Annotated in this window: 13 protein-coding genes; 7 read left to right on the top strand and 6 right to left on the bottom strand. The window is 40.0% G+C overall.

The genetic code is table 11. The features are described 5' to 3' along the window. Positions 1-117 precede the first annotated feature (117 nt). Both SAE01_RS25025 and SAE01_RS25020 read left to right on the top strand, forming a co-directional pair. A complete protein-coding gene (locus tag SAE01_RS25025) occupies positions 118-456 on the top strand; it encodes a trimeric intracellular cation channel family protein (RefSeq protein WP_246113327.1) in 339 nt (112 codons plus the stop codon). Next, positions 389-736 carry a trimeric intracellular cation channel family protein gene (locus SAE01_RS25020; RefSeq protein WP_246113326.1) on the top strand — a complete coding sequence of 116 codons (348 nt, stop codon included), beginning with the start codon at positions 389-391 and terminating at the stop codon, positions 734-736. Before SAE01_RS25025 ends, SAE01_RS25020 begins: the two co-directional genes overlap by 68 nt. A 172-nt stretch (positions 737-908) precedes the next feature. On the opposite strand, the gene SAE01_RS24645 is transcribed toward SAE01_RS25020, so the two are convergent. From SAE01_RS24645 to SAE01_RS23955, 3 genes are all read right to left on the bottom strand, one after another. Next, positions 909-1,064, bottom strand: a complete 156-nt coding sequence (locus SAE01_RS24645) for a cupredoxin domain-containing protein (RefSeq protein WP_218029241.1) — start codon at positions 1,062-1,064, stop codon at positions 909-911. A 58-nt stretch (positions 1,065-1,122) separates the two neighbouring features. After that, on the bottom strand, positions 1,123-1,659 hold the full coding sequence (locus SAE01_RS23960) for a DUF4142 domain-containing protein (RefSeq protein ID WP_147206374.1): 537 nt from the start codon (positions 1,657-1,659) through the stop codon (positions 1,123-1,125). A 282-nt stretch (positions 1,660-1,941) separates the two neighbouring features. Continuing rightward, complete coding sequence (locus SAE01_RS23955) at positions 1,942-2,604, bottom strand: sigma-70 family RNA polymerase sigma factor (RefSeq protein ID WP_147206373.1); 663 nt, start codon at positions 2,602-2,604, stop codon at positions 1,942-1,944. A gap of 275 nt (positions 2,605-2,879) precedes the next feature. Between SAE01_RS23955 and SAE01_RS23950 the strand changes: the two genes are divergently transcribed. Continuing rightward, positions 2,880-5,033 (top strand): TonB-dependent receptor, encoded by a 2,154-nt coding sequence (locus SAE01_RS23950; RefSeq protein ID WP_147206372.1) that lies wholly within the window; start codon positions 2,880-2,882, stop codon positions 5,031-5,033. A gap of 370 nt (positions 5,034-5,403) precedes the next feature. Next, positions 5,404-6,381 carry a YitT family protein gene (locus SAE01_RS23945; RefSeq protein ID WP_147206371.1) on the top strand — a complete coding sequence of 326 codons (978 nt, stop codon included), beginning with the start codon at positions 5,404-5,406 and terminating at the stop codon, positions 6,379-6,381. 144 nt (positions 6,382-6,525) lie between these two features. Here SAE01_RS23945 and SAE01_RS23940 read toward each other — a convergent pair whose 3' ends face one another. The 3 genes from SAE01_RS23940 to SAE01_RS23930 form a co-directional block, all read right to left on the bottom strand. After that, a complete protein-coding gene (locus tag SAE01_RS23940; protein ID WP_147206370.1) occupies positions 6,526-6,978 on the bottom strand; it encodes a DUF1569 domain-containing protein in 453 nt (150 codons plus the stop codon). A gap of 23 nt (positions 6,979-7,001) precedes the next feature. Further along, positions 7,002-7,439: an SRPBCC domain-containing protein gene (locus tag SAE01_RS23935; protein ID WP_147206369.1), complete on the bottom strand. Its 438-nt coding sequence runs from the start codon at positions 7,437-7,439 to the stop codon at positions 7,002-7,004. 76 nt (positions 7,440-7,515) lie between these two features. After that, positions 7,516-8,157 (bottom strand): Crp/Fnr family transcriptional regulator, encoded by a 642-nt coding sequence (locus tag SAE01_RS23930; RefSeq protein WP_147206368.1) that lies wholly within the window; start codon positions 8,155-8,157, stop codon positions 7,516-7,518. 98 nt (positions 8,158-8,255) lie between these two features. Here SAE01_RS23930 and SAE01_RS23925 point away from each other — a divergent pair, with 98 nt between their 5' ends. The 3 genes from SAE01_RS23925 to SAE01_RS23915 all read left to right on the top strand — a co-directional run bounded on the left by SAE01_RS23925 (position 8,256) and on the right by SAE01_RS23915 (position 12,429). Next, positions 8,256-8,696, top strand: coding sequence for a DUF1569 domain-containing protein (locus tag SAE01_RS23925; RefSeq protein WP_147206367.1), 441 nt, complete (start codon positions 8,256-8,258; stop codon positions 8,694-8,696). Between the two features lie 346 nt (positions 8,697-9,042). Next, entirely contained in the window at positions 9,043-11,832 is a 2,790-nt protein-coding gene (locus SAE01_RS23920) for a glycosyl hydrolase (protein ID WP_147206366.1), read from the top strand. Positions 11,833-12,153: 321 nt separating this feature from the next. After that, positions 12,154-12,429, top strand: coding sequence for a hypothetical protein (locus SAE01_RS23915; RefSeq protein ID WP_147206365.1), 276 nt, complete (start codon positions 12,154-12,156; stop codon positions 12,427-12,429). Positions 12,430-12,541 lie beyond the last annotated feature (112 nt).

Raw genomic sequence — 12,541 nt, 5'->3', positions numbered from 1 at the left:
AAGATTAATTAAAGAACAAATGATGGCACACATACCGATGCCTCAAAGCGGGAGGAAAGTTATAGCACGGGCTATCGAACAAGTAGCCCATGCACGAAATCATTCTAATTTTACCCCATGGAATTACCCTTCATTAGTATCATTGATATTCTCGGCACTTTCAGTTTTGCTGTTGCGGGTGCCTTCGCAGCTATGGAAAAAAAACTTGACCTTTTTGGTGTTTTGATTATTTCTTTTGCAACCGCCATTGGCGGTGGCACCATCAGGGATTTGCTAATAGGTCGCTTACCTGTTGCCTGGCTTACCAATTCAACTGCAATATGGGTTATCCTAATTGGTGCATCATCCAGCCCTGTTTTTTTCTTCGTGGCTGAAAAGATTTGTGCGAATGTTATTTTACTTCGATGCAATGGGACTTGGGCTATTTACTATGGTGGGGATACAAGCAGGTATTGAGCACAACCTTGGCACAGGCATCTGCGTTATGCTTGGAACGGTAACGGGATGTTTCGGAGGAGTACTTAGGGATGTACTCCTCAATAATGTTCCACTTATTTTTCAAAAGGAGATCTATGCGTCTGCAAGCATCTTGGGTGGTATTGCTTTTTTCCTGCTTATTTGTATGAAACTTGCATTTGGTTATGCGTTTATAATCGGTATCCTAATTGTCTTCGTTATTCGCGTTTTAGCTGTGCGTTTTTCGTGGTCGCTCCCCAAGTTTTACGAGAATAAATGATTGATGTCCGCGCTAAATGTTGAAACTGTTCGATCACCAAAATGTCCCCCAAGTTCTGCTGTCTTAAGGGAGGGAAATTATGACTCTTATTCGGCCTGCCTGGGAAAAAGGCTTAAATAGTTAAAAAGCCGCCTAAACGAGTTTTAGGCGGCAGAGAACCAAATATATCTACCTATCTAGCCAACACAATTTTACCTTTCATTACAGCATGAATGCTACAATAATAGTCAGCATCACTGGTGGGAATAATTTTCCAGGTTGCTCCTGTTTGCATCGGGCCTGAAGCCCATGCTTTATGTGTCTCTTCCGTTACATCATGTGCTACCATATCCTTATTAACAAACACTACTGTATCACCTGGTTGAACCGTCTTGACAACATTTTCATTACTTCAAACTTTTTTGCACCATTTGTGCATGCTCAAGGTGCGTTCTTAAAGCCGGCATGACATTCTGAAGCAGTTGTTTTAGTTCAGCATTCTGTGTTTGGGGTATCAGCACATTTTCGACAGTTGATATCACTGCTTTATGGTAGGCTACTTCATTGTTTACATAGGCCTTATCAAAAGCTTTCCCCGATTTTGAAGCAAGCGACTTTCTTGTCCTATTAGCATCTGCCATCAGTTTCCTGCTAACGGCATTGTCTTTCGGTGTAACATTCAACTTTTTTACCAAATCACTTGCTTGCTTAATTACCGACCGGTGATCATTAATCATAGTGTTTGCAAAATTCTGAACCTCTTTGTCTTTTGATTTGGTTTTAGCTTGCTCCCCAGCCGTAATGTCGATCTGGTTCGCCGCTACTGCTACAGAAGCAATTTCAGGGTCTGTTAGTTTCGGGCTTTTTTGTGCGGAAACATTTAAAGAAAAAAGCTGTAGGGATACGGCAATAGCGAAGGCTGCCAGGGTTCTTGTTGTTTTCATCTTTTAAAATTTTTTGTATTGACATTAGAGTTTGCAGCTTTAGAAAAGGTTACACAGTTGAAAAAATTCTAGAACAAAAAATCAGATTTAGCTAATAAGTTGTTTTTATCAAATACAAAAAAAAGCGTGCATTTGTGCATAGCTTACACGCTTATTAATTTATTAATCTTGGTTGATGTATGGGAACGGGAGGCGGTAATCGAAGAAAATTTGTACAATAGCGGTAGGTTTAAAAAGGCTCTATTTCCTTATCTGCCTTATCGCAGTTGCGACAATTCTGATTTAAATACTCGTTATTCTTAATAATACATTCGAGACAATTTTATCGCAATAGATAAGGTTGAATTGAAAAATTTCTTCAGGTGAATACATTTTCTCCAACTCCTTCCTCAGCATCGCTTTTGCCCTGTTAAGCCGAACCTTAACGTTGCTCTCGGTAATATTAAGTGTATGCGCTGTCTCATGTACGCTCAATCCATTTACTTCCCTTAATGAAAAAACCATTCGATAATCGACCGGCATTTTTATAATGGCCTTTTCAATTAGAGACCTTAATTCCCGGTTGGCTATGGTAGTTTCAACATCAGAGGAGTGACTCTTAGAAAACATGGGAATATTTTTATCGATGAAAATTTCAGCAGCTATTTCTCTAAACGAACTTTGCTTTTGTGCTTTGTGGTAGCACTGGTTAAGCATTATTCTAATAAGCCACGTTTTAAAAGCTGCCTTGTTCTCAAACTTTGCTAAATTCTGGTAAGCGTTGATAAATGTTTCCTGCATTAGGTCTTCAACATCTTCGTGCCTAAAGCCATAGCTTCTGCCAACCTTGTACAAGTAGGGGTTATATCGCCTGATCAATACTTCGTAAAGCGAAATCTCGCCGCGTACTACCCTCTCAATCACATCTACGTCTGTGAATTGTTGCAAAGCTGTAATAGTTGCCATTTTTATTTTCGTTTTATCGCTTACTAGGACTGGACTGCTTAAGAAATCTCTTCCATCAATTTACAACCTTCATCATAAACTACATTAAGAGAGTGCGCTACTATCATAAAGGTTACAACTCCTCTCCCACCTCCGGCATAAAAATGTAAAATAATTTCAGTGACACGAATTAAAACATTGATTTCCTTTTAACACAAGCAACCCGGTACTTTGCATTTGGTTTAAAATATTGGCTCAGTGGCATTTTTTTATGGCTTTTTCTTCACAATCGTTTTATGAAGTATCTAGTTCCCCTATGTATAGTATTATTTGCCTTTACAAGCATTCACGCACAGAACACAATCAAATTATTAATCAACAAAAAGGAAGACAAAACTCCTCTCGTAGGTGCGACTGCTACAATCGTCTCTCTGCATAAAACGGCGATTGCTGACAGTACTGGTGTAGCACTTTTTAGCAACGTTCCCGAAGGGCACTACTTAATTAAGATCTCATATGTAGGATTAGAAGAGCAACAAGTAGCGGTTGAAGTTCCACAGTCAGACACTGCAGTTTTGGAAATACTGTTAGAAGAAGCCGAAGAAAACGAAGAGGAGGTAATTGTTACGAGCACAAGAAGCTCCCGAACTATTAATGACATACCGACAAGAGTTGAAACTATCTCAGGTGAAGAACTCACAGAAAAAGGCAACATGAAGCCCGGTGATATCAGAATGCTGCTGAATGAAAGTACCGGCATCCAGACGCAACAAACTTCAGCAACGTCTTATAATTCAAGCATTAGAATACAGGGGTTGGATGGCCGATATACACAAGTACTTAGGGACGGCTTTCCATTGTATGCAGGCTTTTCAGGAGGTCTGAGTCTAATGCAGGTAGCACCACTTGATTTAAAACAAATCGAAGTAATTAAGGGTTCGTCCTCTACTCTTTACGGTGGTGGTGCAATAGCCGGACTGGTAAACCTTATCTCAAAGACCCCTGTAGCTAAGAGAGAATTAAGCTTTCTTGCCAATGGTACTTCTGCAGGTGGGCTTGACCTCAGTGCTTTTTACAGTCAGAGATTTAATAAAGTAGGCGTAACAGTTTTTGGCTCAAGAAATACGGCAAGAGCTTATGATCCGGCTGATATCGGATTAACCGCCATCCCTCAATTTAAACGTTATACAATCAGCCCCACTTTGTTTATTTACAGTGAGAAGACCAGTGCGAATGTGGGCTTCAGTTACATCACAGAAGATCGGTTAGGAGGTAGTACTGATTATATTAAAAAAGGTTCGCCCGGTTATTTTGAAAAAAACAATACAGATCGTTTTACCGCCAAAGCTCAGCTTACACACTGGCTAAATGATAAGGCGCACTTCAATTTTAAAAACAGCTACAGCCGGTTTGATCGGTCTATTCAAATACCTACTTATGCTTTTAAAGGACTGCAACAAACCACTTTTTCAGAAGCAACCTACAACTTAGATGGAGAGAAATCAGATTGGGTAATTGGAGCAAATTATCTAACAGACAATTTCAAGGAAAGTCGACAAAACAATAATGTTTTAAGAGATTACCACTACAATACAGCTGGTGCGTTCATTCAAAACACCTGGTCTCCCACTGCGCGATTTACTTTAGAAACGGGTTTAAGAGGAGATTATGTAAAGCAATTTGGTTTTGAATTATTGCCAAGAATATCAGCTAGGCTAAAAGTAACGCCAGCACTTACAGCAAGATTGGGCGGAGGATTAGGATACAAAACGCCCACGGCATTCAATGAAGAAGCAGAAAAAACGCAGTTCCAAAAGATATTGCCATTAGATGAAAGCGCCGCACAAAACGAACGTTCTGCCGGGGGAAACTTTGACATAAACTATCGGGCAAAAGTTGGCGAAGTAGGTGTTGCAGTCAACCAGTTATTTTTTTATACAAGATTGAACAGGCCGCTAGTGCTGTCTGGCATAAGTGGCAATTACCAGTTTGTAAATGCGATGGGCAACATAGATACGAAAGGCATGGAAACAAATGTGAGGTTTACTTACGACGACTTTAAACTGTTTGTCGGTTACACAGATGCGGACGTCAAAAGTCATTTTAATAGTGTTGAAAGTTGGTTTCCTCTAACAGCAAAGCACCGGCTTAATAATGTATTGATGTACGAGCAGGAAGGGAAGTTAAAGGTCGGGGCAGAAGCTTATTTTTTCAGCCCACAACAGCTTAGCGATGGCAGCATTGGTCAAACATATTGGTTGTTTGGTTTGATGGCTGAAAAGACCTGGAAAAGCTTTTCGGTCTTTGTCAACTTTGAAAATCTTTTCGATACAAGGCAGACAAAGTTTGATACCATTTATATTGGTTCAATAAACAACCCGACCTTTCGTGACATCTATGCTCCCGTAGATGGTTTCGTAATTAACGGTGGTTTTAAACTCAGGTTGTAAATTTTGAGGAATGGGACAAAACGTTCCAAAAACATTCAAAGCCTAAAAGGGCTAATTTTATTTATTGGTACAAAACAAATTAAAGAAAGTGTATGAGCCTTTTTCAAGCAGATGAACCACAGACGGTCGAAGTGCGCGGTCATAACCTGGTATGCCCCATATGTTCTAATAAACATTTTTGGACACGTGAAGCGCAATTAAATAGAGCAGTATCAAGTTTCTTTAATTTGGATTGGACCGACCGCACAGCCACCTGTTTTGTTTGCTCAGATTGCACCTATATTTTCTGGTTTCTCGGAGAATAGTCTTAGCTGACCCTGAAAATCAAACACCAGATCCACCTGATTAGAAAAATACTATAACTGATACGATGAATCCACTTTGGACACAGATAATTCTTCAAACTACGCTTAAGGACAAGAAGAAAAATTTGGATGACAAAAACCGTTATTCAAATTACAAGCTTGCTAAAGGAATGCGTGAATTTAAGATCGTTGTCCTGAGACTTTTGCAAGACTTTGTTTTAATAACACTTGGAATCTTTTCTGCAGCATTTGGCTTTAAAGGATTTCTTCTTACCAATCATTTTATCGACGGCGGCGCCACCGGTATCTCACTACTTATATCCGCATTGACATCTATACCGCTTTACATTTTGCTCATCGGCGTAAACATCCCTTTCGTTATACTCGGGTACAACATTATAGGGAAAGCTTTTGCAATCAAAACGATGTTAGCTATTTCCGGGCTTGCCCTGGTAGTGGCTACTGTTACATTTCCCGATATCACAAAAGATAATTTGCTGGTGGCCGTTTTTGGCGGCTTTTTTTTGGGAGCAGGAATTGGTTTGTCTGTAAGAGGTGGTGCTGTAATCGACGGAACAGAAGTTCTCGCTATCTTTTTAAGCCGCAAATTCGGAACTACTATCGGCGACATTATCATTATTATAAACGTCATCATATTTTCGGCGGCAGCCTACTTTTTGTCAGTCGAAATCGCCCTTTATTCAATGATTACCTACTTGTCTGCTTCGAAAACGCTTGACTTTATAATAGAGGGAATTGAAGAATATACAGGCGTGACGATTATATCTGCTCATAGCCAACGAGTAAAGCAAATGATAATTGACACCCTTGGCCGCGGAGTAACAGTTTACAACGGTAAAAGTGGTTTTGGAAACGAAGGAGAGAAAAAAGACATTGAGATAGTGTACACTGTACTAACAAGGTTGGAAGTTAATCGCCTGAATACTGAACTTGAGAAAATTGATCGTAGCGCTTTCGTTGTCATGAGCAGCATTAGAGATACAAAAGGTGGGATGATTAAAAAGCGTCCTTTAAAGCATTAGAGCCGGGAGTTTTCACATTCTAGTCTTCGGTGAAAAAAGCTTGCATTATAAAGGCAAAAATTGGGTGTTAATGGTTTCAACGTTTATCCAACCAATTTCAAAAATGCTGATACAATTCCTAACACACTCTTTCAAATTGAATAATTACACTCCAAATTGTCTTAAATGATGATCGATGTGTTTGTACAACGCTATCCCCCATTCATTAGTGGATATATTGCCAAAAGCAATATGGGGTAAAGTGATTGAACTTTTGTGCTGAGGAAAACGTTTCGTTAATTCGATAAACTGGGCCTTTTGTTTATCAAACTCTGTTTCAGCTATTCTGCCTACGGTTTCTTTTTTGATATCTCCTTTTATGCCTTTCTTAAAGTTTGGTGCTATATATAGAGCTATTATTCTAAGTAGGTATTGTTTAAATGTTGTCCTTCTCGCAGGCGCTGTCGCATCAAAAATTTCCTGGTTGCAAAGGTTCACATGCAGGAGCATTTCTGTTGCATTCATTTGTCCCCATAAAGGTGGGTTGTGCACCTGTAAATTTTGCACACGTGATAGTATACTTTCAACAGCTTCCTGGTATAACAGATTCTTTTTCACTTTTAATAAAAATTGGTGTGTTTTTAATTTTTGTTTTCCGCCAGGGCTTTAACAGCCTGGTTCATACTGACGAAATTGTTACGTGTATCGTTTCCAATCTTTTTTAAAATATAAGTCGAAAGAATGCCTGAAAAGTGCTCGCTGTGCAATAGTCTTACCTGGTATGAAGAGAGCTCGTCAATCTCAAAAGAATTATGACCGTCGAAAATACCTGGAATAAATAACCTACCTAGCCAGTCGAAGTACTGATAAGATACAACGGATAAAATCGCAGGTTTGAAGACAAACTTCTTCCCGGCACTAAGTAAAGTGTTCCTAAGCTTTTCTCCTTTTCCTAGTTTACCCTCAATACTTATAATAAATGGATTCCATGTGGGATAGTTATGAAAGTCCGTTAGAATGTTCCATACTTTCTCTTTAGAAGCATTGATAATAATTTCCGTTTTAATACTCTTGTTCATAGCTGTATAGTTTTGACAGACCAAAAATAGAAGTAGACCTTGCCCTTTCCATTAACAATTGTTAAGAAATGATGCACTATTCCATGAGGCGCTTTCTTATTCGACTCATTGAGACAGGTGTAATGCCCAGGTAAGAAGCTATGATATGGTGAGGAACACGAAGCAGCAGGTCGCCATGTTGTTCTTCAAACTTTCTATACCTTTCTTCAGGGCTTTCCAGGATGAAAGATGATAGCATCGCCTGCGCGTTAATAAACCTTTGTTCAGCTACCTTTCTCGCTACAATATGCATCTTGGGCAGATCATTGTAAAGCTTTTCAAGCGTTTTGTAGTTAATTACGAGCAGGTCACAATCTTCCAAAGCTTCTAAAGTCTGTATGCTTGGTACTTGTCTTAAGAAACTTTCGTAACTACTTGCAAAAAGTCCTTCCCTAAAAATATAACCTGTTATTTCTTCCCCATTTTTGGTGTAGTACAAACGAACCAGTCCTTTCACTATATAATACAGTTCTTTTGCTATTTTGCCTTCCTCAGCCAGCCTAGTCTTTTTGGGTAACTGCCTGAAACTAAAAGCATCCTCAAATATTTGTTTTTCATTTTCGGTAAAGGATACAAAAGTTTTAATGTAGCTATAGATAGTTTCAAACATAAAGCGGAAGTTAGTTGGTAATAAAATAGGTATACATCCAATGTTTGTAAAATAAATAATGGACTTCATGATTACAATTTGCCGCAATCAACCACTTGTTTTGTCATTATTACACAGCAAGATGTCAACGTGAGGCAATAAGTTTGTATTCTTAACGGCTAAGCAAAATGAAATCAATATTCGATCAAACAACAAGAGATGAATTAATAGCCAGGATTAATTCACTCAACGAAAACAGCAAACCAGCGTGGGGCAAAATGAGCGTGTACCAGATGCTAAAACATTGTACGCTATGGGAGGAGATGTTGTTGGGTAAAAGGCAATACCGGCAATCTTTTTTAGGACGATTGTTTGGTAAGATGGCTTTAAAGGATATGCTAAAAGATGAACCGATGAAACCTAATCTGCCCACTGTTCCATCTTTTAAAATCAGCGGCGACGGTGATGTGAGTACTGCGAAGGCTGAATGGGTTGCCCTAATTAAAGAACACGCGTCAAAGGAAAGCGCAGGGTTTGTCCATCCTTTTTTCGGCAAACTAACTGCTGACCAGGCAGGATGTATGGCGTACAAACACATAGACCACCACCTGAGGCAGTTCAATAGTTAGAGTTCCAATGCTCGCTTACCTGGGACAATTCCATTTCTAGCATTCAATTCTCGTTTGTCAGTATAGACAGGACTTAGCCATGCCAAAATCATCCACTTAAATCTTGTTAGCCGAAGTTCAAGACTAAGTAAATTTTCCATTCATGCTGGTTTAAATGTGTTCGACTCTAGAATACAACCAGCCTTTTTAGCTATAAAACCTCGCATTGCCAATCCACTACTACATCTCGTAATAGGCCTATTAATTCTATATTTACTACCGGGCGATTTTTGAATTATAAAGACACCAAAAGCTACAAACGATCACGGGATTATAGTTCTAATAATTTTAAAACGAAAATGATAAAATGGCAATTATCAACAGGCGGTGGAGCAAGACCGTACTATCAATTGCTTTTGCATGCTTACTAGTTACAGCTAGTGCACAAGCAGTTTGGCCGACCGTGCGCCCGGAAACAAAACCTTGGACCCGCTGGTGGTGGATGGGAAGTGCTGTTGATGAAAAGAACATAACAAGACAATTAACCGCTTACCAAAAAGCAGGGTTTGGTGGTGTTGAGGTGGTTCCTATTTACGGTGCTATCGGCTATGAGGACAAGTATATTCCATACTTGTCCCTTAAGTGGATGCAGATGCTGGACCATACAGTGAAGCAATCTTCGGCTCTTAAGATGGGCGTCTATATCTCGGTGGGAACAGGGTGGCCGATTGGAGGACCGCAGGTAACAACCGAAGATGCAGCAACAAGGCTTGTTATTCAGAATTATGACCTGAAGGCTGGAGAACAATTAAAAGACAAGATGATCATTGCCGACCCACGGCAAAAAGACGTGGCAAAATTGTCAGTAGTAACAGCCTATGGAAGTAATGGAGAGGTAGTAGAAATTACTGATAAAGTTCTGCCGGATGGATCATTACAATGGACTCCTCCGCAAGGAGAATGGAAGATTCATGCAGGCTTCGTTTCAAAAACAAAACAAGCTGTAAAGCGGGCTGCACCCGGTGGCGAAGGTTATACATTGGACCACTTTTCAAAAACATCATTGAACAATTATTTTAAGAAATGGGACGCGGCGTTTGGTAACAATGCCCATGGCGTTAAAGCTTTTTACAACGACAGTTATGAAGTTTATAACGCCGATTGGACACCTGCTTTTTTTGATGAATTTAAAAAACGTAGAGGTTATGATTTAAAGCTCTTTTTAAGGGAACTTGCTTCTAACGAAGCGTCAGAAAAGGTTGCAAGAATTAAGAGTGATTACAGGGAAACAATGTCCGACCTAATGCTGCAAAACTTTTCCCAGGCATTTACTAGCTACGCCCACAGCAAAAATACTTTGTCGTTAAACCAGGCGCACGGCTCTCCCGGCAACCTGCTTGATCTGTATGCTGCATTCGACATTCCTGAAACAGAAACTTTCGGGTCAAGCTATTTCCCTGTTCCCGGAATAAGAAGAGACAGTGCTGATGTACGCAATGTTGACCCTGACCCTAACATGCTAAAATTTGCTTCTTCCGCTGCTCATGCTATGGGTCATAGATTGACTTCTTCCGAAACATTTACGTGGTTGACTGAGCACTTTAAAACCTCCTGGTCCCAGTGTAAGCCCGAAGTTGAGCAGGTGTTTTTATCAGGTGTTAATCATGTGTTTTACCATGGAACTACGTATTCTCCTGATTATGTACAATGGCCTGGTTGGCTGTTTTATGCATCTGTAAACTTTGTTCCGAACAACAGTCTGTGGCCTCATTTGAATGGACTGAACGAATACATCACCCGTACTCAAAGTGTTTTGCAAAGTGGGCAGCCCGACAATGAAATATTGGCTTACTGGCCGGTGTACGACGCATGGAATAATCCTAAGGGAATGGACATGCCATTAAAAGTGCATGATATTGATGTATGGTTGCACCCCACTTCCTTCTATAAAAACTTAAAACTATTGCAGGGCAAAGGCTACTCCATCGATTTTGTTTCGGACAAAATGTTGAGTGAAGCGACCGTTAGTAATGGAATTCTAAAAGTATCAAAAAATGGTGCGGAACATAAGGTGTTGTTAGTGTCCGAATGTAAAATGATGCCTGTAACAACATTGCAAAATATTATCAGGCTGGCAAAAGCTGGCGCGGTTGTAATTATGGAAACGTATCCTGCAGATGTACCGGGTTTATACGAACTGGATGAACGAAGAAGACAGCTTAAATCACTCCTGGCAACGCTCGATTTCAAAAATAAAGGCAACGACATAAGCCAAGTTTCATTTGGCAAAGGGCGAATAATTGTTTCAAAAGATGTACCGCAGGCGTTGCAATATGCAGGGCTCCAAAGAGAGACTTTGGTTGATCATGGTTTGAAGTTTATTCGACGCAAAATTGATAACGGCAAATATTATTACCTCGTTAACCATACCGCCAATGTTGTTAATACTATGTTGCCAATTGACTTTAGTGCTAACGCTGTAACGATCATGGATCCTCAAGCCGGTGATGCAGGGTTAGCCTCAATTGTAAAAAAAGGAAAGGTCACAGAAGTAAAGTTACAAATGAAGCCGGGCGAAGCGCTGATATTAAAAGCAACAACTAGTGCAAATGCGACTACTACCAAATGGTTTTACCTGGAAGGCGCACAAGAACCGATTGCCCTCCATGAAAACTGGACGCTAAGTTTTAAAGATGGCGGACCTTCTATTCCTTCTCCTAAAAGCATGCAACAACTGCAGAACTGGACCAATTTCTCTGACGATACTGCCACACAAAATTTTTCGGGTACGGGTGTTTATGCAACCACTTTCAACCTTGATGGGAAACAGGCATCGGAGTATTTGTTGCAACTGGGAAAGGTCAATGAGTCTGCAAAAGTTTTCGTGAATGGCAAGGAAGTTCAAACAGTTTTTAGCGTGCCGTTCGAGGCAAGGATTGGGAAATATTTACACGCCGGAAAAAATACAATAACGATTGAGGTAGCAAACCTGATGGCAAACCGGATCAGGTATATGGACAGGGCAAAAATTGAATGGAGGAAGTATCACGAGATCAACTTTGTAAACATCGACTATAAAAACTTTGATGCTGCTAACTGGAAGGTTCAACCTTCAGGTTTAGAAGGGCCTGTAACTATAACTCCATTTAAAAGGTAGGTTGTTATAGTCTATTAAGCGAGCTAAAAGAGAGAATAATACTACGGTAAGACTTCAAACGATGTAAAGCTTTAAACCTTTTTCATTGTTCTTTTGGAAACAAGCATATTGCTACTATAAAGCACTGTTGCGGCGCAGTACGTTCATCTTTAGTAATAAAGAGGTGCCAGGTTAATTGGCCAGTTCAAGTAAATACTTCTGACCAACAATCTTCGCATTGATCTGAAGCTTCAACTGTTTTTTCAGACGTTCACTAACTTCTATTCTTAACATCCTCTAAACGCTACTTATCCTACCTTGAATAATCTTTAATCAAAGACTATGAAGAGGATTTTGGGACTTATAACAGGAGTAATGTTTACGACATTTGGCTTTAGCCAAACAACCCAACAGAAGGTAGAAAAGCAGATCCGGGATCCGCAGCGAAAAACAAATGCAGGAAAGGCCGATGCCGTCATCGCTAATAAGAAAAATATCTTTGACAGTACAACTTTTAATAACACCTCTGCAGACGCAGGCAGCCGTAAGACAGCAAAAGCAGGTAGCAAAAAGAAGTATTGTGGCAATAAAACTAACACATCAAAGAAAAGGGCTTAACCACAATTTTAATCCTAGTTGCGTCACGAACGGAGGCAGCAAGAAACATTCACTAGAATCCTCCTCCGACAACAGTTCTTACAAAAGGGACATCAGCCGGTTCGGTGCTAAC

Source organism: Segetibacter aerophilus, assembly GCF_007991655.1.
GTDB lineage: Bacteria > Bacteroidota > Bacteroidia > Chitinophagales > Chitinophagaceae > Segetibacter > Segetibacter aerophilus.
This window is presented reverse-complemented; position numbering and strand designations above follow the sequence as displayed.

What these genes read in the sequence shown, in the direction of transcription:
- SAE01_RS23925 (WP_147206367.1), top strand. Translation starts at nt 8,256, where the DNA reads ATGAAATCAATATTCGATCAAACAACAAGAGATGAATTAATAGCCAGG.
- SAE01_RS23960 (WP_147206374.1), bottom strand. Translation starts at nt 1,659, where the DNA reads ATGAAAACAACAAGAACCCTGGCAGCCTTCGCTATTGCCGTATCCCTA.
- SAE01_RS25020 (WP_246113326.1), top strand. Translation starts at nt 389, where the DNA reads ATGTTATTTTACTTCGATGCAATGGGACTTGGGCTATTTACTATGGTG.
- SAE01_RS23955 (WP_147206373.1), bottom strand. Translation starts at nt 2,604, where the DNA reads ATGGCAACTATTACAGCTTTGCAACAATTCACAGACGTAGATGTGATT.
- SAE01_RS23945 (WP_147206371.1), top strand. Translation starts at nt 5,404, where the DNA reads ATGAATCCACTTTGGACACAGATAATTCTTCAAACTACGCTTAAGGAC.
- SAE01_RS24645 (WP_218029241.1), bottom strand. Translation starts at nt 1,064, where the DNA reads ATGGTAGCACATGATGTAACGGAAGAGACACATAAAGCATGGGCTTCA.
- SAE01_RS23950 (WP_147206372.1), top strand. Translation starts at nt 2,880, where the DNA reads ATGAAGTATCTAGTTCCCCTATGTATAGTATTATTTGCCTTTACAAGC.
- SAE01_RS23915 (WP_147206365.1), top strand. Translation starts at nt 12,154, where the DNA reads ATGAAGAGGATTTTGGGACTTATAACAGGAGTAATGTTTACGACATTT.
- SAE01_RS23930 (WP_147206368.1), bottom strand. Translation starts at nt 8,157, where the DNA reads ATGAAGTCCATTATTTATTTTACAAACATTGGATGTATACCTATTTTA.
- SAE01_RS23920 (WP_147206366.1), top strand. Translation starts at nt 9,043, where the DNA reads ATGGCAATTATCAACAGGCGGTGGAGCAAGACCGTACTATCAATTGCT.
- SAE01_RS25025 (WP_246113327.1), top strand. Translation starts at nt 118, where the DNA reads ATGGAATTACCCTTCATTAGTATCATTGATATTCTCGGCACTTTCAGT.
- SAE01_RS23935 (WP_147206369.1), bottom strand. Translation starts at nt 7,439, where the DNA reads ATGAACAAGAGTATTAAAACGGAAATTATTATCAATGCTTCTAAAGAG.